Source organism: Promicromonospora panici, from assembly GCF_900608595.1.
GTDB classification, from domain to species: domain Bacteria; phylum Actinomycetota; class Actinomycetes; order Actinomycetales; family Cellulomonadaceae; genus Promicromonospora; species Promicromonospora panici.
This window is the reverse complement of sequence record NZ_UWYY01000012.1, coordinates 102,955-121,791: the sequence shown is the minus strand read 5'-3', so window position 1 is coordinate 121,791 and position 18,837 is coordinate 102,955. Positions and strand designations below refer to the sequence as shown.

Genomic DNA, 18,837 nt, shown 5'->3' with positions numbered 1-18,837 from the left:
CATCCTGGCCGCGCTGGGGGTAATCTGTCCGACGCCGTGTGGCATGCAGCGCCCGTGCCAACGGGAAGGCCGTCACTCGCGCGTTCACCACCGCGTTCGGCGCGGCACGCTGAGAACCGGAACGGAATCCCCATGGCCTCTCGACAGCTCGGCCCGTCCGGCGATCTCGCACGTCGGTCCCGGACGCTGGTGACCGACCTGCTCGCCGGTGGCACGACCGCCGTCGGACGACAGCTCTTCCCCGCATCGGCCGTCTGGCAGCGGGCGGAGGCGAACGAGCGGTTCCTCGCCTTCGCACGCGACGCACGAGCCGACCGCCCCCTGTCCGTCCGCGACGCGACCGAGCCGCTCGCCCATCTCGTGGCCGCGCGGGCACGGCCGGGCACGAGGACGAACCTCCGGCTGCGCACCGGCGCCCGGCCGTGGACCTCCGTGCCGGGGTTCACGTCGCGCGCCCTGTCCACGGCGTCGGCTCTGGGGCAGGCCGGAGCGAGGGACCTGGCGGACGAGCTGATCGGGCTGATCCTCGCCGAACGGTCCGCACAGCATGGTGACCTCGACAGCCCCGTGGCACGGTTCCTCCTCGATGCCGCGTCGGCGGACCGGACCGAAGGGCTGCGGGCGCTCTTCGAGGCGTTCGCCCAGGTCCCCGCTGAGCCGGTCGAGCTGGCACCGGCCGAGCTCATCACGACCACGGAGTGGATCGACGCCGAGCGATTCCGCGAGTACGTCTCGGGCAAGTCGATCGCCCTCGTCGCGAACTCCATGAAGCTGCGGGAGGCCGAGCTCGGCGCGCTGATCGACTCGCACGACCTGGTCATGAGGTTCAACTCCTTCGTCATCGACCCGCCGCACACCGGCTCGCGCACCGACATCCACGTCACGCTGCACAAGCACGACTTCAACCTCGACGTCCCGGTGGACCTGCGGATGCTGGTCTGCACCCGGATCGAGGAGTGGTACGAGTCGGTCAAGCTCCGCGCGAGGCCGGGCATGCAGCGGTACCTGGGGGACTCCAGCCTGCGGTGGCCCCCGCAGAACCTGTGGGGCGACGGCGACCCCCGGACCGGCTACCCGACCATGGGGTTCAACATGCTGCGGCTCCTCCTGGCCCTCGACGTGTCGACCACCATCGACCTCGTGGGCTTCGACTTCTACGACTCGGGGACACTGCGCCTCAAGGAGGCAGAGTGGATCCCGCACTCGGCGGCGCACGACTCGGAAGCAGAACGGGACTGGGTCATGGCGAACGCGGTGGCCGTAGGCCCGCACGTCATCACGATGAAGCAGGAGAGCGCACGATGAACGTCGCCGAGGCAGTGGCAGACGCTGAGCTGCGGTTCGAGGGCGCCGATTTCGACGGCGCACTGGGGGTGCTCAGGTCGGTGGAGGACGCGGCCGCGGCCTTCGCCAGCACCGAGTACCTCATGCTGCTTGCCCGCGTCCTGCGCGCGACGAGCAGGTACGACGCGGCCGTCGAGGTCCTGCGGCTCGCACGCCACGACCACCAGGCGGTCTCCCGCGCGCAGACGGAGATCGCGACGATCGCCTGGATCCGGCACGCCTACGACGAGGGCATCGACGCGGCGGTCCACGCGCTTCGCGCCACGCCCGGGTACCGAGGGGCTCGGGGTGTCCTCGGGCGGCTGAGAGGGCCGGTCACCCCGGCTCCGGCCGACGTTCCGACGGGCGGCATAGCGCACGGGGCCTTCTACGCCTCCGGGCGGGGCAACTTCGGCGATCTCGCGCTGCCCTCCGCGGTCCGCGAGGCCTTCACCACCGCGACCGGCGAGACGTCCTGGCTCGGCATCCATGTGCACCAGCTGTTCGACGACGAGCGGCTCGAGCTGGTGAACGCACAGCGGGCGATGATCGTCGGAGGCGGCGGGCTGTTTCTCCCGGACACGGCGCCGAACGGGCATTCCGGCTGGCAGTGGAACGTCCCTCAGGCCCAGCTCGAGCGGATCACCGTGCCGCTCGCCACGTTCGCCGTCGGGTACAACCTCTTCGTCGGTCAGAAGTTCGTCGGCGACAGGTTCCGGAACGGCCTCCTGGCGATGGCCGAGAGATCGGTCTTCCTCGGGCTGCGCAACCACGGCTCGATCGAGCAGGTCAGCCGCCTTCTGCCCGCACACCTGCACGACCGGCTCCGGTTCGTCCCGTGCCCCACCACCATCCTCGAGCACACCCACCCCGGGCTCCCTCCCGCCAAGGAGGGCACGGGCACGATCCTGCTCAACGTCGCCTACGACCGCAGCAGACGGCGCTTCCGCCGGGGCTACCGGACCTTCCTGGCGCAGATCGAGAAGTACGTCGCCGCCGTCGAGGCAGCGGGCAGTGAGGTCCGCTGCGTGGTGCACGCACCGAACGATTCGCGGATCGCCAAGGACCTCCGCTCGGAGTACGGGCGCGAGCTGCCGGTCGACGATCTCAGCCGCAGCCGGCCCGAGGAGGGTTATGCCTTGTTCCGTCGCGCCGACCTCGTGGTCGGCATGCGCGGCCACGCGACCATGATCCCGTTCGGGCTCGGTACCCCCGTCCTGAGCATCGTGTCCCACCCGAAGATGCGGTACTTCCTGGAGGACATCGAGCGACCGGAGTGGGGCTTCGACGTGGGGGAGCCGAACCTCGGCGACCGGCTGCTCGAGCACACGACGGACGTGCTGCAGCACAACGCCGAACGCAGGCAGGACATCAGGGAGATCCAGGCTCGGCTCGCCCAGCCGATCTTTCAGGCGGCCCGCGACCTCGTCGGGTCCTGAGGCGGCGTGGCACCGGTGCGGGGAGCCGGAGCTGCTCGCGCGGCTCGTCGAGAGCGCGGCTGTGGAAAAGCCGGGCTGACCACCTCGCGCTCATGGGAGGATTTGAGGCATGGCAAAGCCCACTCCTCTCTCCGGTTTCCCCGAATGGCTCCCTGACGGTCGCATCGTCGAGCAGCACGTCCTCGACACCTTGCGCCACACCTTCGAGCTGCACGGGTTCGCCGGGATCGAGACGCGGGCCGTGGAGCCGCTCGATCAGCTGCTCCGCAAGGGGGAGACCTCCAAGGAGGTCTACGTGCTGTCCCGCCTGCAGGACGAGGACGGCGCCGCGCGCGCCGGCTCCGAGAAGCAGCTCGGCCTGCACTTCGACCTGACCGTGCCGTTCGCGCGCTACGTGCTGGAGAACGCCGGGAAGCTCGCGTTCCCGCTCAGGCGGTACCAGATCCAGAAGGTGTGGCGCGGCGAGCGCCCGCAGGAGGGCCGCTTCCGCGAGTTCATCCAGGCAGACATCGACATCGTGGGCGCCGGCGAGCTGCCGTACCACTTCGAGGTCGAGGCGCCGCTGGTCATGGCGGAGGCGCTCGGCGCGCTGTCCGAGATCGGCCTGCCGCCCGTGCGGATCCTGGTCAACAACCGCCGGGTCGCCGAGGGCTTCTATCGCGGCGTCGGCCTGGACGACGTCGAGGGCGTGCTGCGCCAGATCGACAAGCTCGACAAGATCGGGCCCGACAAGGTCTCCGGGCTGCTCGTCACCGAGTGCGGTGCCACCGAGGACCAGGCCAAGGCCTGCCTGGCGCTCGCGTCGATCTCGGGGTCCGACGTCGGAGTGATCGCGGAGGTCCGTGCCCTCGCCGAGTCGTACGGGGCCGTGACGGAGCTCCTGGAGACCGGCCTGGCCGAGCTGGGCGCGCTGATCGCCGCCGCCTCCGAGCGCGCGCCCGGCGTGGTCGTCGCGGACCTGAAGATCGCGCGCGGCCTCGACTACTACACGGGCTCGGTGTACGAGACGGTGCTGGTGGGTCACGAGCAGCTCGGCTCGGTCTGCTCCGGCGGCCGGTACGACACGCTCGCCTCCGACGGCAGGAACACCTACCCGGGTGTCGGCCTGTCCATCGGCGTCTCTCGCCTGGTGTCGCGGCTCCTGTCAGCCGAGCTGGTCCAGGCAACGCGTTCGGTGCCGTCGGCGGTGCTGGTGGCGGTGGCGTCCGAGGAGGAGCGCGCCGCCTCCGACGCGGTGGCCACGGCGCTGCGGGCCCGGGGCATCCCGGTCGAGGTGGCCCCGAGCGCCGCGAAGTTCGGCAAGCAGATCAAGTACGCGGACCGGCGCGGCATCCCGTTCGTGTGGTTCCCGGGCTCCGTGGGCGAGGACGGCGGACCCGGGGCCGACCAGGTCAAGGACATCCGCTCCGGCGACCAGGTCGACGCCGGCGCCGCGACGTGGGAGCCGCCCGCCGAGGACCGCTGGCCGCGGGTGGTCCCGAAGGGCTGACGGCTCGGCGCCTTACGCGGAGGGCGTATCAACTTGACGCCTGTTCGAACGAGTGTTCGAATCAGGTATGCGATGGAACGGTCAGGCGATCAATCACGACGACGGTGCGCTGCCCGGGCTCGAGCTGCCCGAGCTGCGCACCGCCGGGCTGCTGCGCACCGTCCGGTCGCCGGAGTTCGCGGGCGTGACGTTCCACGAGGTGCTGGCCAAGAGCGCGCTGTCGAAGGTTCCGGCGGCATCGCAGATGCCGTTCCGGTGGACGATCAACCCCTATCGTGGATGTTCGCATGCGTGCGCCTATTGCTTCGCACGGAATACTCACGAATATCTAGAGATGGACGCCGGGCACGACTTCGACTCGCAGGTCGTCGTCAAGGTCAACGCCGACCAGGTGCTGCGCGCCGAGCTGGCTAAGCCGTCCTGGACCCACGAGGCCGTCGCGCTCGGCACCAACACCGACCCGTACCAGCGGGCCGAGGGCCGCTACAAGCTCATGCCCGGCATCATCTCGGCGCTCGCGGACTCGGGCACGCCGTTCTCGATCCTGACCAAGGGCACGCTCCTGCGGCGCGACCTGCCGCTGCTGGCCCAGGCGGCGGAGCGGGTCGACGTCGGGCTGGGGGTGTCGCTGGCCTTCGCCGACTCGCCGGCGGGCAGGGAGCTGCAGCAGGCCGTCGAGCCCGGCACACCGTTGCCGCGCGCTCGCCTCGACCTGATCCGTGCGATCCGGGCCGCGGGCCTGCCGTGTGGCGTCATGGTCGCGCCGGTCCTGCCGTGGCTGACCGACTCGCTCGCCCATCTCGAACGGCTCCTCGACAACCTGGTCGACGCCGGTGCCACCGGCGTCACCGTCCTGCCGCTCCACCTGCGTCCCGGCGCCCGCGAGTGGTACCTGGGGTGGCTCGAACGGTCTCACCCGCACCTCGTGGAGGGCTACGGGCGTGTCTACGCCCGCGGCGCCTACGCGCACAAGGGCTACCGGGACTGGCTCTGGGAGCGGGTGCGGCCGCTGATCGACGAACGCGGGCTGGGCGGCGCGGCCATGCATCGCGCCCGGGCTGCCGGCGCCGAAAGAGGCGCGGACGAGGCCGGTCAGCACGTGGAGGGCGACTACCCGCGCGGCGCCTTCAGCGGCGTGCGCGCCGACGGCACCGGCGCGGTGTCCTTGGTCGCGGACGTCGGAAGCGAGACCCTGTTCTGATGCGACGCCCGGTACTCGACGACCCGCGCCTCGCCGGCTACATCCTGGAACCCCTGGCCGGCGGCTGGTCGGGGGAGACGTTCCTCGCCGCGCCCTCCGACGGCCGGGGCGAGGACAGCCGGGGCGAGCACCGGCTCGCGGTCCGGTACTTCGCCGATGCGCGGCACGCGCCGGGCGCCGCCGGCATCCAAGCGGCGCTCCTGCACCTGGTTCGCGACGTCGTTCCCGTTCCGGCCGTCCGCCAGGTGCACGACGGCGACGCCGACCTCCCCGGGGTGCTCGTTACGGAGCTGCTGCCAGGTGAGCGCGGCGACCTCGCGCTCGCCCGCCGGGCGGGAGGTGACGGGGACGCCGGACGCCGGGCCACCGATCTGCGCACCCTCGGCCGCGCGCTCGGCTTCGTGGCCGGGACGTTGGCCGCTTTCCCGATGCCGCAGGCCGGGATGTTCGCGGACGCCGGCCTCCGGATCGACCCGTTTCCCCTGTGGCTGCCCGAGTGGGTTGATACCCACGCGCCGCAGCTCACGGAGAACGGGTGGCCGGACGGCGAGGTCGCAGCGCTCCGGGCCGTCGCCGAGCGGGCCGCCTCGGATCTTGACGGCGCCCCGCCGAGCCTGGTGCACAGCGACCTGAACCCGAAGAACGTGCTGGTCGATCCCATGACGCTTCAGGTCACCGGCGTGCTCGACTGGGAGTTCGCGCACGCCGGCCATCCGGCCACGGACCTGGGCAACCTCCTGCGCTTCGACCGGGAGCCGGCCTACGTCGAGGGCGTCCTGGACGGCTACTTCGCGGGGCTCGACGGCGACGCGGCCACAGGCGCGGAAGCGGCCACAGGCACGGAAGCGGACACCGCCGCGGGTGTGGACACCGACACCAGCACGGCCGCGAGCGTGAGGTCAGGTGCCGGCGAGCCCGACCGCCGTCGGGCAACCGACCTGGCGCGTGCCGCGGACCTGGTCGCCCTCGTGGACCTGGCCGCCCGCAGGGCGGCCAACCCCGTGGTGCACCGGGCCCGGGCCCACCTGCGGGCGATCGCGCGCTCCGGCGACGTCCACGCCGTGCCCTGACGTCCCTGAAACAGGTGACTTTCGTGGCGTGTGTCCGATTCGACTGTTTCACTCGGGGCCATGACCAAGCGCTCGACGGCGTCGCGCCGAGCACGCGCGGCGATATCCCCAGCCCTGTCCCTACTCGTCATCGGTACGCTGCTGCTGGTCGGCGCCGTACCCGCCCAGTCCGCCGGCGGCGCACCGCAGCCCGCCACGCTCCCGGCATCGGCAGCAGAGGCCACGGCCGCCGAACTGGCTGAGGCCCCCGCCTTCGCCGCGGACATCCCCTGGACCACGTGCGCGACCGAGGGCGCCGACGCCTTCGACTGCGCCACGATCGAAGTGCCCTCGGACTACGACAAGCCGCGCGGGCGCACCACCACGATCGCCGTGACCCGGCTGCCCGCGCTGGACCAGGAGAACCGCATCGGCAGCGTGCTGGTCAACTTCGGCGGGCCGGGTGGGGAGGGCGTGTCGACCCTGCACGCGATCGGCCAGGCGCTCTTCGACCCGTCGGTCCGCGAGCGCTTCGACATCGTCAGCTTCGATCCGCGTGCCGTCGGTATGTCCGACCCCGCCACGTGCTTCCCTACGCAGGAGGCCGAGCAGGAGTTCCTCGCGTCCAGCCTCGACCTGCCGCTCAACCGGGCGGAGGATGCCAGGTTCCTGCGCGAGGCCGCGGCGCTCGGCACTGCCTGCACGGTGTTCGGCGGGGACCGCATGGCGACGGCGTCCACCGCGAACGTCGCCCGCGACATGGACGTGCTGCGGGAGCGGCTGGGCGACGACGCGATCTCGTACGTCGGGTATTCGTACGGCACCGTCCTGGGTGCCACCTACGCGGCCCTGTTCCCGGACAACGTGCGCGCGCTGGTGCTCGACGGAACCATCGACCCACGGGTGTGGTCCGCGGACGCGGACGGCGAGCTCCTGGGTACGCGGCTGCGGCAGGCGGAGGCCGCTTCCGAGACCCATGCCGAGTTCGTGCGGCTGTGCGCCGGGGCCGGCGAGCGGTGTGCCCTGAACGCGCTGGGTGACCCGGCGCAGGTGGTCGAGGACGTGTACGCGGCCGTGAAGGAGGAGCCGGTCGAGCTCCCGGTGGGCGACGGGACCACGTTCGAGCTGCGGTACGGCACCCTGATCGCCCAGGTCTTCGGCTCGATGTACAACACCGCGAGCTGGCCCGACCTCGCCGCCCTCCTCGCCCAGCTCGCGGTCCTGACCGGGGTGGCCTCGCCGCCGTCGGCCGCGGAGAGGCTGGACTCGGGCCCGTCCATCAGCGAGCTGCTGCGCCGCCTCGGATACACGCAGGACTACCCGTCCGTGGGCGCCAGCTTCGCCACCGCGTGCGTGGACCTCGAGTTCCCGGGACGACCCACGTCCTACCCGCGCAAGGTCGCCGCGCTCGACGAGCAGTACCCGCACTTCGGGCTGTTCCGCGGCTGGACCGGCATCCAGTGCGAGTACATCGGGGCCGACGACGAGGACGTCTACAAGGGCTCGTGGCAGCAGGCCACGCAGCAGCCCGTGCTCGTGATCGGCACCCGGTTCGACCCGGCCACGCACTACGGGTTCACCGCGCCGTACGCCTCCCTGTGGCCCGACTCGCGGATGCTCACCGTCGACGGCTGGGGCCACACGACCATCGGCGTCAGCGCCTGCGCCGACGCGGCGATCGCGCGGTACCTCGTCACGCTAGAGGCCGACGACGGCGCCGTGTGCCAGCAGGATCTCGTGCCGTTCGCGCCGTCGGCCAGGCTGCGGGAGGAGCGGCCGGCGCTCCCCGCGCCGCGGCTCCCAGGCGTGCCGGGCCTGATGCCGGCGTCGCTGGGCTGACGTTCGTCTCTGCTTCGCGGGACACGAACGTCAGGCGCGGAGCATCTCCAGGTGCTCCGCGATCCGGCCGATCGCCTCGGTGAGCACGTCGACGTCGGGCAGGGTCACCAGGCGGAAGTGGTCCGGCTCCGGCCAGTTGAACCCCGTCCCGTGCGTGACCAGGATCTTCTTGTCGCGCAGCAGGCCGATGACAAAGGCCTCGTCGTCCTGGATCGAGTACATCTCGGGGTCCAGACGCGGGAAGCAGTACAGCGCACCCCGCGGGCGCACGGACGTGACGCCGGGGATCTCGTTGAGCAGCTTGTCGGCGAGCATCGACTGCTCGTAGAACCGGCCTCCCGGCACGATGAGCTCTTCGATCGACTGGTAGCCGCCGAGCGCCGTCTGGATGGCGTGCTGAGCCGGCACGTTCGCGCACATGCGCATGTTCGACACGAGGGTCAGGCCCTCGAGGAAGTCTGCGGCGCGGTGCTTGGGCCCGGAGATCATGGCCCAGCCGGACCGGTAGCCGGCGATCCGGTAGGCCTTGGACAGGCCGCTGAACGTGATCGTCAGGACGTCGTCGCCCGCGAACGTGGCGGCGTGGTGGTGGGTCGCGCCGTCGAACAGGATCTTCTCGTAGATCTCGTCGCTCAGGAGCACCAGGTCGTGCGCGCGCGCCAGCTCCGCCATGCCCTTGACCGTGGCCTCGCTGTACACGGCGCCGGTCGGGTTGTTCGGGTTGATGATCACGAGCGCCCTGGTGGCGGGCGTGATCAGCGACTCGATGTCCTCCAGCGAGGGGTTCCAGCCGTTGTCCTCGTCGCAGCGGTAGTGCACGGGCCTGCCGCCCTGCAGGCTCACCGCGCCGGTCCACAGCGGGTAGTCCGGCGCGGGGACCAGCACCTCGTCACCGTCGTCGATCAGCGCCTGCAGCACCATGCTGATCATCTCGGAGACGCCGTTGCCGATGTACACGTCGTCGACGCGGGTGTCGAGGCCGTGCGTCTGGTAGTAGTTCGCGACGGCGGTGCGCGCCGAGTAGATGCCGCGGCTGTCGCTGTAGCCCTGCGCCTCGGGCAGGTGGTGGATCATGTCCGCGAGGATCGCCTCGGGCGCGTCGAACCCGAACGGCGCCGGGTTGCCGATGTTCAGCTTGAGGATCTTGTGACCCTCCGCCTCCAGCCGGTACGCCTCCTCCAGGATCGGACCCCGGACGTCGTACCGGACGGACTTCAGCTTGCGGCTCTGCCTGATCTCTCGCACGCCCACATGGTCGCAGGTCCGGGGGAGTGGCGGCGCGCGGTGGCACTCGGCGAGACGGCCGCCGGGGTGGTCCGGCGAAGTTCACCCCGGCGGCGGCGCCCGATCAGCCTGCCTGCGCTCCGCGGCGCACGTAGCCTCCAGACGGGAGCCCTCAGCCGGGCCGACGGAAGCCGCAATACACTCGAAGGAACCCGGACAGGTACCCCATGGTGGAGGACGACAAGCTCGCACAGATGGCCGCCGCGATCGGCAGGCTCGGCCTCGTGGTCGTGGTGGTCGTGGTGCTGCTCGCCGGGGTGGCCGGCACGCTCTACGGCGTGGCGAACCTCGTGGCCTGGGCCGCCGTCCTGCCCGACGGAGGCCGCCCGGTGCCCGCCCGCGCCGTCCTCGTCGGCGTGGCGAGTGCCGGCGTGACCTGGTTGTGCTACCGGGTGGTGCGCCGGCTGGGTGACGACGAGGACGACACGCGCAACGGCTGACCGGCCGACGGCGGCGTCACCCCTGCGCGAGACGCGCCGGGAACCCGCCCGTCGCCACCGGCCCCCACCGCTCGATGGTGATCCGCACCAGCGACTTGCCCTGCTCGACCATCGCCGCGCGGTACTCGTCCCAGTCCGGGTGCTCCTTGCCAGCGGCCGCGCGGAAGTAGTCGACCAGCGGTTCCACGGATTCCGGGATGTCCAGCACCTCGGCGGTACCGTCCACCTGGACCCAGGCCTCGTTGAAACCCTCGCCGAGCGCCATGAACGACGCCGCGGGCCGCTTCCTCAGGTTCCGCGCCTTGGCGCGCTCGGGGTACGTCGAGACCACGACGCGCCCCTCCGGGTCGACGCCGTAGGTGACGGGGCTGAGCTGTGGGGCGCCGTCGGCGCGGCTGGTCACGAGGATCCCGTTGCGGCGCGAGCGGAGGAACTCGAGCAGCTCGTCGCGGGTCACAGTGGTGTTGGTGGCGATCGTTCTGGGCATGAGCGTCAGGCTACGCCCGCACTATGGTTGACACCCCATGCCGTTCTGCGAAGCATGTCCGGCATGGTCGCTTTCTTCCGCCGATCTGGTGGCGCCCCGGTCGCGGCGGAGGCCCAGGCGCCCCGGCCCGCGGAACCGCGCACGTTGATCGTCTCGTCGCTGTACGGCACGGGCTGGACGCCCGTGGAGGGCGACGGCATGCTGCCCCCGAGCAAGCATCTCCACCTTGGCAGGCTGGACAGGTACTACGACGACGCGGCGGGCCTGCTCCCGGCCGCCACGGTGCGCCACTGGGAGGGATCCGACGTCGGCGTCCGGTACTCGGGCGGTGTCATCGTCTGGGCTCGCCTGTGGATGTTCCGCACCGCCTCCGGCCAGTCCGTGGCTGCGCTGAGCCTCGGCGTCAACGCGCCAGGCTCCGACGAGCGAGGTACGCCGCCCGACGATGCCTCCTACCTGCGGTTCCTGGAGAGCCTGGTCGATCTGCTCAACACGTGCCGCAGCCTCGAGGTGGCCCTGGGCGGCGTGTCCCTGGAGCGGCGGATCGACGAGCTCGGTACCGAGACCGGCGTCGAGCAGCCGTTCGGCGTCTCGCGGGAGTGCCATCAGCTCGTCGCCGGACCGCGGCTGCCCGACTCGTGCGTCGGCGACGAGCGGCGGCTGCTGATCGAGCGGCTCGTCTACCGCACGCACCGCGAGCTGCAGCCGTCCGTCGAGACGTTCGACCGCCCGGCGGAGCTGAACAAGCGGCCGGGGGCCACGGTCGTCGTCGGCCCGTACGTGAGCCTGATGTTCGGCATGGGCAAGGAGGAGGGCAATACGGCGTTCGTCTCCGTGGCCCAGCTCGTGGCGAGCGCGGCTCGGCTGCGCTACATCGGGGACGAGGCGCACCGGAACCTGCGCTACTTCCGCGACGCGCAGCGGCGGCCCCAGGGCAGAGCGCTGCCCGACGCCGAGAAGCGCCGGATCCTCGGCACCGTCGCCGACGCACTCGGCGACCTGGAGCTCGAGCTCAGCTTCTCGGTCGAGGCCGCCGCGGACATCAGCCTGCTCGTCCCGTCGGTGCGCGTGACCAGCTACCACGACACGCTGTTCGTGCAGATGGGCCTGCGCCGCAAGTTCAGGATCGTGAGCCGGATGCTGCGGCGCCTCGCCCGGTCGATCCACGCGGAGACGACGTCGCTGGAGGCGCGGGACCGGCACGGCGAGGACGACCGTCGGCGCCGCTGGGAGGCGGCCTACCTCTACCTCGCGACGATCCCGCTCGCGGCGGCCCTGGCACTCGGCTACCTCGGGATGAACGCCAGCCAGGTGGTGTCCGATCGGTCGATGTGGGCCGACGAGTACCGCGGGGTGTACCTGGCCATCGGTGGCGTGGTGCTGGGCGCGGTCGTCATGCCGGGGATCGTCTGGGTGGTGCAGCTCGTCCGGCGTGCCGTGCAGGCGCAGCGACGGGAGCGCTGGGAGCGGGTGACGATGCGCGTCCGGGACGTGACGCGCTGACCTGTGGCGCCTCGACCGGCGTCAGCGGCAGGCTACGCCAGGTGCGATGATGCCCCGGTGGCTACCAGCTCACTGCACCGTCGCGTCGCCGAGGTCCTGGGACGACAGGTCGCCGGCGGAGAGCTGCCTGCTGGCAGCGTGGTCAACCTGGCGAGCCTGGAGAAGGAGCACGGCGTCTCGCGCACCGTAGCGCGCGAGGCCATGCGCCTGCTGGAGTCGCTCGGCATGGTCGAGGCCCGGCGGCGGGTGGGGCTGATCGTCGCCCCGCAGGAGCACTGGAACGTGCTGAGCCCGCAGGTGATCGAGTGGCGCCTGGCCGGCCCCGGGCGGGACGCCCAGCTCCGCACCCTCCTGGACCTCCGCGTCGCGGTGGAGCCGACGGCGGCCCGCGGCGCCGCCGACCACGCGACCGACGCCGAGCGCGAGCAGCTGGTCGTGCTCGCCGAGCGGCTCGTCGACATGGGGCGCCGGGGGCTGGGCCAGACCGAGGAGTACCTGGAGACCGACGTCGAGTTCCATCAGACGATGCTGCGCGCGAGCGGGAACGAGATGCTGGCCGCCCTCGACCAGGTGGTCAAGACGGTGATGGTCGGCCGCACGCGACTCGGCATGTCGCCGTCGGACCCGGTCGAGGCCGTGCTGGAGCACCACGTGACGACCGCCCGGGCCATCCGCGAGCGCATGCCCGAGGCCGCCGAGGTGTACGCGCGACTGCTCGTGTCGCGGGTGCGCGCGGAGTTCGTGCTGCCGGGCTGACCGGCGCTCGATCGCTCCCGACAACAACGAGCCCGATCGGCTCAAAGGGAGTACTTGTTCCTCGCTCGGCGACGTGGCACCATCGCATATAGGCGAAGATCCGGCGTACATCGTGGTGCGAAGGGATGAAAATGCCCAGTCGAAAATCCAGATTGATAGTATCTATCGGGTTCGCGGCGGCACTGGTCGCCGCAGGTTGTACGGGCGGGCCGGCCGGCGGGGACGCCGAGTACGAGCTCCGTTTCAACCACGTGCTCGCCGAGAGCGAGCCGTTCCACCAGGGTTTCCTGGACTGGGCCGAGGCCGTCGAGGAGCGGACCGACGGTGGCCTGTCGATCGAGGTGTACCCGGCGGCGCAGCTCGGCGTCGAGGAGGACATCATCGAGCAGATCCAGGGCGGCGCGAACATCGGGCAGAACACGGACGCCGCCCGGCTCGGGCAGTACGTCGAGGAGATCGCCGTCATGAACGGCCCGTACTTCGCCGACGACCTGGCCGAGGTGGAGCAGCTCGCACAGAGCGAGACGATCCAGGGCTACCTCGACGAGCTCGAGGCGCAGGGCCTCAAGGTGATCTCGTTCAACTGGGTCCAGACCCACCGGCACTTCTTCACGAACGAGGAGATCAGCACGCCCGAGGACCTGAACGGGCTGCGGATCCGCACGCCGGGCTCGCCGATCTGGCAGGAGTCGATCAGAGCGCTCGGCGCCGAGCCGGTGGCCATGGACTTCGGCGAGATGTACTCCGGAATCCAGCAGGGCGCGGTCGACGGCGCCGAGCTCGTGTACGCGAACATCCCTGGCGCGAACCTCCAGGAGGTGCTCAGCCACGCCAGCGAGACGGGCCACATCCTGCTGATCAACTTCGAGGTCGTCAGCACCGAGTGGTTCGAGTCGCTGCCCACCGAGTACCAGCAGATCCTCGTCGAGGAGGCGGACCGGGCGGGCATGGCGACGTCGCAGGCGATGGAGGACCAGGTCGACGACGTCAAGGCGGAGCTGCTCGACCAGGGCATGACCATCAACGAGGAGCCCGACGTCGACGCGTTCCGGGAGGCGGGCGAGGCGGCTTACGAGACGCTCGGGCTCACTGAGGCGCGGGACCAGATCTGGTCGGAGATCGGCAAGGAATGACGCGGCTCTACGAGGCGCTCGGCCGGGTAGAGCTGGGCTTCGCCCAGGCCTGCGTGGTGCTCATGACCCTGCTCGTGCTCGTCTCGGCGACGGCCCGCACCGCGGGCAGCCCGCTGTCCTGGACCGTGGACCTGGCGACCTTCCTGTTCGCGTGGGCCGTGTTCGTCGGGGCCGACGTCGCCTGGCGGCGCGACCGGATGGTCACCATCGACCTGCTCGTGGTCCGGCTGCCGGCCAGACCGCGCACCGGCGTCCGGCTGCTCAACGACGTCGTCATCGCCGTCTTCCTGGTCGCCATGGTGGTCACGGGTACCCAGCTGGCCGGCGACGCCGCCGACCGCAGCTTCAGCGGCCTGCCCTGGCTCAGCTACACCTGGGTCACGCTGTCGATGCCGGTCGGCTGCCTGCTCATGCTCGCCACGACGCTGCGTCGGATCCGCGGCGACGTCGCGGCGCTGCGCACGCCCGCGGAGCCCGGGCCGGCGGAACCCGGCCCGGCCGGGAGAGCACCGGAGGGCGTCCTGTGATCACCGTCTTCGTCGTGTTCCTGATTCTCGTGGCGCTCGGCATGCCCGTGGCGTTCGCCATCGGCGTCTCGGGGTTCCTGTACTACCTGAGCGAGCCGACCACCGACCTGACGATCGCCGCCCAGCTTTCGGTGACGCAGACCCAGAACTTCGCCATCCTCGCGATCCCGCTGTTCATCCTGGCCGGCAACTTCCTCAACGAGACCGGGATGACGCGCCGTCTGCTCGACCTGTCGTCCGCGCTCACGGGACACCTGCGCGCGGGCCTGGGCCACGTCAACGTCGTCACGGCGTTCACGATGGGCGGCGTGACCAGCTCCGCGATCGGGGACGCCACGATGTTCGGCCGCGTGCTCGGCCCCGGGATGACGGCCCGCGGCTACGCGCCCGGCTTCGCGGCCGGGATGATCGGGACCTCGGCGATCATCACGACGCTCGTGCCGCCCGGGACCGGCCTGATCCTGTACGGGACGCTCGGCGAGGTGTCGATCGGCCGGCTGTTCGCGGCGGGAGTCGTCCCCGGCGTCCTGATGGCTCTGCTCCTCATGGTGGCCGTCGGGGTCACGGCGCGCCGCAAGGACTACCCGCGCGAGCGCCCCCGAATGTCACCCCCGCGCGAGATCGGCGGGGCTGCGGTCAAGAGCGTGTGGGCGCTGCTGTTCCCCGTGATCCTGATCCTGGGCCTGCGGTTCGGGTACTTCACGCCGTCGGAGGCGGGCGCCTTCGCCGTCGCGTACGCCGTGCTCGTGGGCGTGCTGTTCTACCGCGAGCTCACCTGGCAACGGCTGGGACGCGCGCTGGGGGACACCGTGGTCGACGTCGGCATGATCATGTTCCTGATCGCGATCTCCGGGTCGTGGACCCGCGGCCTGACCTGGGACCGCATCCCGCAGCAGCTGATGGACGGCCTGCTCGGGATCACGGAGAACCCGACGCTGCTCATGCTGGTCCTGGTCGCCGCGCTGCTCGTCGTCGGGATGTTCATGGACTCGACGGTCCTGATCCTGCTGCTCACGACGATGCTCGTCCCCGTGGCGGAACGGGTCGGGATCGACCCGGTGCACTTCGGCATCGTCATGGTGCTGACCCTCACGCTCGGCCTGCTCACCCCGCCGGTCGGCGTGGTGATGCTCATCGCCTGCTCCATGTTCGACACCACGGTCCCCGCCTACCTGCGGCAGTCCGGCTACCTCTTCGGGGCGATAGGAGTGCTCCTCCTCGCCGTCATCCTGGTCCCGGAGCTGAGCCTGTGGCTGCCGGACCTCGTGTTCGGGACCACGGGGGCGGCGCCATGACCGGCGACCTCACGGGGTGCACCGCGCTCGTGACCGGGGCCGGAGCGGGCATCGGCCGGGAGACCGCCGTGCTGCTCGCCCGCCGGGGCGCCGCAGTCGTGGTCAACGCCCGCGGCGCGGCGAACGGGGCGCGCACCGTCTCCGCCATCGTCGCCGACGGCGGCCGGGCGCGCCTGGCCGCCGGCGACGTCGCCGACCCGGACACCGCCACCAGGGCCGTCGCCGAGGCCCTGGACCGCTTCGGCGGACTCGACATCCTCGTCAACAACGCGGGCATAGCCATCCCGGGAACCGTCGAGACGACGTCGGACGGCGACCTCGAGCGCATGCTCGCCGTCAACGTCAAGGGCATCGTGCACATGTGCCGTGCCGCGCTGCCCGCGCTGCGCGAGAGCCACGGCGTCATCGTGAACGTCGCCTCCGTGGCCGCGCTCAAGGGGCACCACGAACGCGCCGTCTACGCCGCCACGAAGGGAGCCGTCGTCGCCCTGACCCGGTCGATGGCCGCGGACCACGTCGCCGACGGCGTCCGCGTCAACTGCGTGTGCCCCGGCACCACGCTCACCCCGGCGCTCGCGGACAAGATCGCCGCCGCGGCCGACCCGGCGGCCCAGGAGGCGGCGTTCGTCGCCCGCCAGCCGCTGGGCCGGCTGGCCCGGCCCGACGAGATCGCCGCGGCCATCGCCTACGTCGCCTCCCAGGAAGCGGCGTTCATGACGGGCTCGGTGCTCGTCCTCGACGGCGGGATGACGATGTGAGCCCGCTGCGCGTGCCCTATCCGGACCTCGCGGAGTTCGCCGAGTCGTGCCTGGTCGCGGCGGGTACCCCGGTGGAGCACGCCCGGACGACGGCCGGTCACCTCACGCGCACCGATGCGTTCGGCGTGCACTCGCACGGGCTGAAGAACCTCGGCGGCTACCTCGACAAGGCCCGGCGCGGCGGGCTGGACCTGACCGCCACGCCCACCACCGTCGTGGACGGGCCCGCCTATGCGCTGCTCGACGCGCACCGCGGGCTGGGGATGGTCGGCGGGCACGCCGGGGTGCGCACCGCGATCACGAAGGCACGGTCGACCGGGGTGTCGGTGGTGGTCGTCCGGGGGTCCACGCATTTCGGGGCCGCCGGCCTCTATGCCCTGACCGCGGCCGAGGCCGGGATGGTCGGCATCGTGGCCAGCAATGTGGACCCCAACATGACGGTGCCGGGAGCGCGCGGCAAGGTGCTCGGCAACAACCCTCTCGCGTACGCGGTGCCCGCCGGCCGGTACCCGCCGGTCATGCTGGACATCGCGCTCAGCCAGGTCGCCTCCCTCAAGGTCGTCAAGGCGCGAGACGTCGGCACGGCGGTACCCGAGGGCTGGATCGTCGACGGCGCCGGGCGTCCCACCACCGATCCGTCGCGCTACCCCGACGAGGGCGCCATGGTGCCGATGTCGGCGCACAAGGGCTACGGGCTCGCGGTCCTCGTCGACGTCCTGACCGGCATCCTGGCGGCCGGCCCGACGTCGGACCAGATCTCCTCGTGGCTCTTCGAACCGGCCGAGCCGAACGATGTCGCGCACGTGTTCGTCGTGCTCGACCCGGCGGTGTTCGGCGGCCTGCCACCGTTCGGGCAGCGGGTCGGGGACTACCTCGACCGGCTGCACGCCGCGCCGCTCGCCGACGGCGCCGAGGAGATCCTGCACCCGGGACAGCTCGAGTGGCGGCGCCACGAGGATGCGCTCGCCCGTGGCGTCGAGCTGCCGGACGACGTGGTGGCCGCGCTCGCCGCCGCTGGTCGCGGTGTGGGCGTGCGGCCACCATGGCCCCGGCGGGGCGCGGTCAGCCGGTGACCGCGCCCCGCCGCGTCATACGGATGCCGGGCTGGGCGCCGACGGGCTGGGCGTCGCCGGGCTCGGATCCGTCGGGGCGTCGGCCGCGGACCCCTCGGCGTCCGCGTTGTCGCTCGGCTGGCCGAGGATCCATTCGGTGGAGAACAGGACCTTGTCGGTCAGGCGCAGCATCGCCTCGCGGGCCTCGACGTGGGGCGTGGAGAACGCGAGCCGGGCGACCGACTGCCGCCCCGGGGCCTCCGCCCAGTAGTCGACCAGCATGAGCGGGACGTCCTGCCCGCCGACCTCGTCGGAGCCGTGGGTGAGGCGGATGTGCCGCAGGAACGGTCCGGACAGGGTCTCGGTCCGCGTGAGCACGTCCTCGGGGCTCGGGTTGGCGCTCAGGCGGTCCTGAATCCGCTGGAGGTGGCTGGAGCTGCCGGTCTCGGGGCCGAGGTCGTGCCAGTAGAGCGTCACGTTGAGGGCCAGGGCCACGTTCTCCCCGGGCAGGAGCAGGTAAGCCATGATCTTCCCACCTGCGGACTCGGCCCTCGAGGCGGCGTCCTCCATCTTCTCCCGCAGGTCGCGCCGCAGGGGAGCTGAGCGGTCGCCCAGCTTCGCCGTCTGCTTCTTCACGATCTCGCGGATCTGACGTTCGCGCTGCTCGGGCTCGTCGAGCTCGATCATCGCCCAGTGGTCGGGCAGGTTCAGCTCGATGCCGATGCCGCGGTAACCGCCGGGGTCGTCGACGGTGCCCAGGGCGTACAGGGCCTCGCCGCTGATCCCGGCGCCCGTCTCGTCGAACAGTCCGGTCGGGTCGTCGGCCGGAGGCTGGGGGTCGAGCCGGTCGAGGAAGTCGTCGACCGCGAACGTCATCGGGTGCGGGCCGGCCGCGTCCAGGACCACCCGGGCGAGGGCTGCGCCGTGCTGGTTCACGAACGGGGCCAGCGACTCGCGCCGACGCAGGCTGAAGGCTCGGTCGGGCGCGTCCCGCAGGAACGCCGACAGCGTCTGGGTCGAGGAGAACAGGTGCAGCTCGTAGGGGCCGGCCGACCCCTCGGGTGCGGGGAACACCTGGATCTGCGGCGTGCCGTCCCCGCGATCGAGGATCGGCACCACGACGGCGTCGGCCTGCAGGGCCTGGCTGACGGCGGGCAGGTCACCTGCGGCGAGAGCGGCCGCGAGCGCCGGCGAGCCGACGTCGGCCTGCGGGTCGACGGTGGACGAGGGCTCGTTTCCCTGGGGTGGTACGTCGGTCATCG

Annotated in this window: 17 protein-coding genes; 14 read left to right on the top strand and 3 right to left on the bottom strand. The window is 71.6% G+C overall.

Going from position 1 to position 18,837, the window contains the following annotated elements:
• Nucleotides 1-132: 132 nt before the first annotated feature.
• The 6 genes from EW117_RS15465 to EW117_RS15440 all read left to right on the top strand — a co-directional run bounded on the left by EW117_RS15465 (nt 133) and on the right by EW117_RS15440 (nt 8,340).
• Complete coding sequence (locus EW117_RS15465) at nt 133-1,305, top strand: glycosyltransferase family 29 protein (protein ID WP_165362708.1); 1,173 nt, start codon at nt 133-135, stop codon at nt 1,303-1,305.
• Nucleotides 1,302-2,762, top strand: coding sequence for a polysaccharide pyruvyl transferase family protein (locus EW117_RS15460; RefSeq protein WP_129787607.1), 1,461 nt, complete (start codon nt 1,302-1,304; stop codon nt 2,760-2,762). Before EW117_RS15465 ends, EW117_RS15460 begins: the two co-directional genes overlap by 4 nt.
• A gap of 109 nt (nt 2,763-2,871) precedes the next feature.
• The gene (gene hisS / locus EW117_RS15455; protein ID WP_129787606.1) at nt 2,872-4,251 is read left to right on the top strand and encodes a histidine--tRNA ligase; all 1,380 of its coding nucleotides are present in this window, start codon (nt 2,872-2,874) and stop codon (nt 4,249-4,251) included.
• A 67-nt stretch (nt 4,252-4,318) separates the two neighbouring features.
• On the top strand, nt 4,319-5,452 hold the full coding sequence (locus EW117_RS15450) for an Rv2578c family radical SAM protein (protein ID WP_129787605.1): 1,134 nt from the start codon (nt 4,319-4,321) through the stop codon (nt 5,450-5,452).
• On the top strand, nt 5,452-6,522 hold the full coding sequence (locus EW117_RS15445) for a phosphotransferase family protein (RefSeq protein ID WP_129787604.1): 1,071 nt from the start codon (nt 5,452-5,454) through the stop codon (nt 6,520-6,522). Before EW117_RS15450 ends, EW117_RS15445 begins: the two co-directional genes overlap by 1 nt.
• A 60-nt stretch (nt 6,523-6,582) precedes the next feature.
• On the top strand, nt 6,583-8,340 hold the full coding sequence (locus tag EW117_RS15440) for an alpha/beta fold hydrolase (protein ID WP_129787603.1): 1,758 nt from the start codon (nt 6,583-6,585) through the stop codon (nt 8,338-8,340).
• 30 nt (nt 8,341-8,370) lie between these two features.
• Here the strand turns inward: EW117_RS15440 and EW117_RS15435 are convergent, their stop codons facing one another.
• Nucleotides 8,371-9,585 carry a pyridoxal phosphate-dependent aminotransferase gene (locus EW117_RS15435; RefSeq protein WP_129787602.1) on the bottom strand — a complete coding sequence of 405 codons (1,215 nt, stop codon included), beginning with the start codon at nt 9,583-9,585 and terminating at the stop codon, nt 8,371-8,373.
• A 206-nt stretch (nt 9,586-9,791) separates the two neighbouring features.
• Here EW117_RS15435 and EW117_RS15430 point away from each other — a divergent pair, with 206 nt between their 5' ends.
• Complete coding sequence (locus EW117_RS15430) at nt 9,792-10,064, top strand: hypothetical protein (protein ID WP_129787601.1); 273 nt, start codon at nt 9,792-9,794, stop codon at nt 10,062-10,064.
• Between the two features lie 16 nt (nt 10,065-10,080).
• Here EW117_RS15430 and EW117_RS15425 read toward each other — a convergent pair whose 3' ends face one another.
• A complete protein-coding gene (locus EW117_RS15425; protein ID WP_129787600.1) occupies nt 10,081-10,551 on the bottom strand; it encodes a PPOX class F420-dependent oxidoreductase in 471 nt (156 codons plus the stop codon).
• A gap of 63 nt (nt 10,552-10,614) precedes the next feature.
• Between EW117_RS15425 and EW117_RS15420 the strand changes: the two genes are divergently transcribed.
• The 7 genes from EW117_RS15420 to EW117_RS15390 all read left to right on the top strand — a co-directional run bounded on the left by EW117_RS15420 (nt 10,615) and on the right by EW117_RS15390 (nt 17,596).
• On the top strand, nt 10,615-12,054 hold the full coding sequence (locus EW117_RS15420) for a hypothetical protein (RefSeq protein ID WP_129787599.1): 1,440 nt from the start codon (nt 10,615-10,617) through the stop codon (nt 12,052-12,054).
• 57 nt (nt 12,055-12,111) lie between these two features.
• Nucleotides 12,112-12,810 carry a FadR/GntR family transcriptional regulator gene (locus EW117_RS15415; RefSeq protein WP_129787598.1) on the top strand — a complete coding sequence of 233 codons (699 nt, stop codon included), beginning with the start codon at nt 12,112-12,114 and terminating at the stop codon, nt 12,808-12,810.
• A gap of 152 nt (nt 12,811-12,962) precedes the next feature.
• Entirely contained in the window at nt 12,963-13,943 is a 981-nt protein-coding gene (locus EW117_RS15410; protein WP_207211888.1) for a C4-dicarboxylate TRAP transporter substrate-binding protein, read from the top strand.
• Entirely contained in the window at nt 13,940-14,470 is a 531-nt protein-coding gene (locus EW117_RS15405) for a TRAP transporter small permease (protein WP_129787596.1), read from the top strand. Before EW117_RS15410 ends, EW117_RS15405 begins: the two co-directional genes overlap by 4 nt.
• Complete coding sequence (locus tag EW117_RS15400; protein ID WP_129787595.1) at nt 14,467-15,765, top strand: TRAP transporter large permease; 1,299 nt, start codon at nt 14,467-14,469, stop codon at nt 15,763-15,765. Before EW117_RS15405 ends, EW117_RS15400 begins: the two co-directional genes overlap by 4 nt.
• The gene (locus tag EW117_RS15395) at nt 15,762-16,523 is read left to right on the top strand and encodes an SDR family NAD(P)-dependent oxidoreductase (RefSeq protein ID WP_129787594.1); all 762 of its coding nucleotides are present in this window, start codon (nt 15,762-15,764) and stop codon (nt 16,521-16,523) included. Before EW117_RS15400 ends, EW117_RS15395 begins: the two co-directional genes overlap by 4 nt.
• Complete coding sequence (locus EW117_RS15390; protein WP_129787593.1) at nt 16,520-17,596, top strand: Ldh family oxidoreductase; 1,077 nt, start codon at nt 16,520-16,522, stop codon at nt 17,594-17,596. The genes EW117_RS15395 and EW117_RS15390 overlap by 4 nt, the downstream gene beginning before the upstream one ends.
• Nucleotides 17,597-17,611: 15 nt before the next feature.
• Here the strand turns inward: EW117_RS15390 and EW117_RS15385 are convergent, their stop codons facing one another.
• On the bottom strand, nt 17,612-18,835 hold the full coding sequence (locus EW117_RS15385) for an SseB family protein (protein WP_129787592.1): 1,224 nt from the start codon (nt 18,833-18,835) through the stop codon (nt 17,612-17,614).
• Nucleotides 18,836-18,837: the final 2 nt, after the last annotated feature.

Coding starts and splice junctions, on each gene's coding strand:
- EW117_RS15465 (WP_165362708.1), top strand. CDS start 133: ATGGCCTCTCGACAGCTCGGCCCGTCCGGCGATCTCGCACGTCGGTCC.
- EW117_RS15460 (WP_129787607.1), top strand. CDS start 1,302: ATGAACGTCGCCGAGGCAGTGGCAGACGCTGAGCTGCGGTTCGAGGGC.
- hisS (WP_129787606.1), top strand. CDS start 2,872: ATGGCAAAGCCCACTCCTCTCTCCGGTTTCCCCGAATGGCTCCCTGAC.
- EW117_RS15450 (WP_129787605.1), top strand. CDS start 4,319: ATGCGATGGAACGGTCAGGCGATCAATCACGACGACGGTGCGCTGCCC.
- EW117_RS15445 (WP_129787604.1), top strand. CDS start 5,452: ATGCGACGCCCGGTACTCGACGACCCGCGCCTCGCCGGCTACATCCTG.
- EW117_RS15440 (WP_129787603.1), top strand. CDS start 6,583: ATGACCAAGCGCTCGACGGCGTCGCGCCGAGCACGCGCGGCGATATCC.
- EW117_RS15430 (WP_129787601.1), top strand. CDS start 9,792: ATGGTGGAGGACGACAAGCTCGCACAGATGGCCGCCGCGATCGGCAGG.
- EW117_RS15425 (WP_129787600.1), bottom strand. CDS start 10,551: ATGCCCAGAACGATCGCCACCAACACCACTGTGACCCGCGACGAGCTG.
- EW117_RS15420 (WP_129787599.1), top strand. CDS start 10,615: ATGGTCGCTTTCTTCCGCCGATCTGGTGGCGCCCCGGTCGCGGCGGAG.
- EW117_RS15405 (WP_129787596.1), top strand. CDS start 13,940: ATGACGCGGCTCTACGAGGCGCTCGGCCGGGTAGAGCTGGGCTTCGCC.
- EW117_RS15395 (WP_129787594.1), top strand. CDS start 15,762: ATGACCGGCGACCTCACGGGGTGCACCGCGCTCGTGACCGGGGCCGGA.
- EW117_RS15385 (WP_129787592.1), bottom strand. CDS start 18,835: ATGACCGACGTACCACCCCAGGGAAACGAGCCCTCGTCCACCGTCGAC.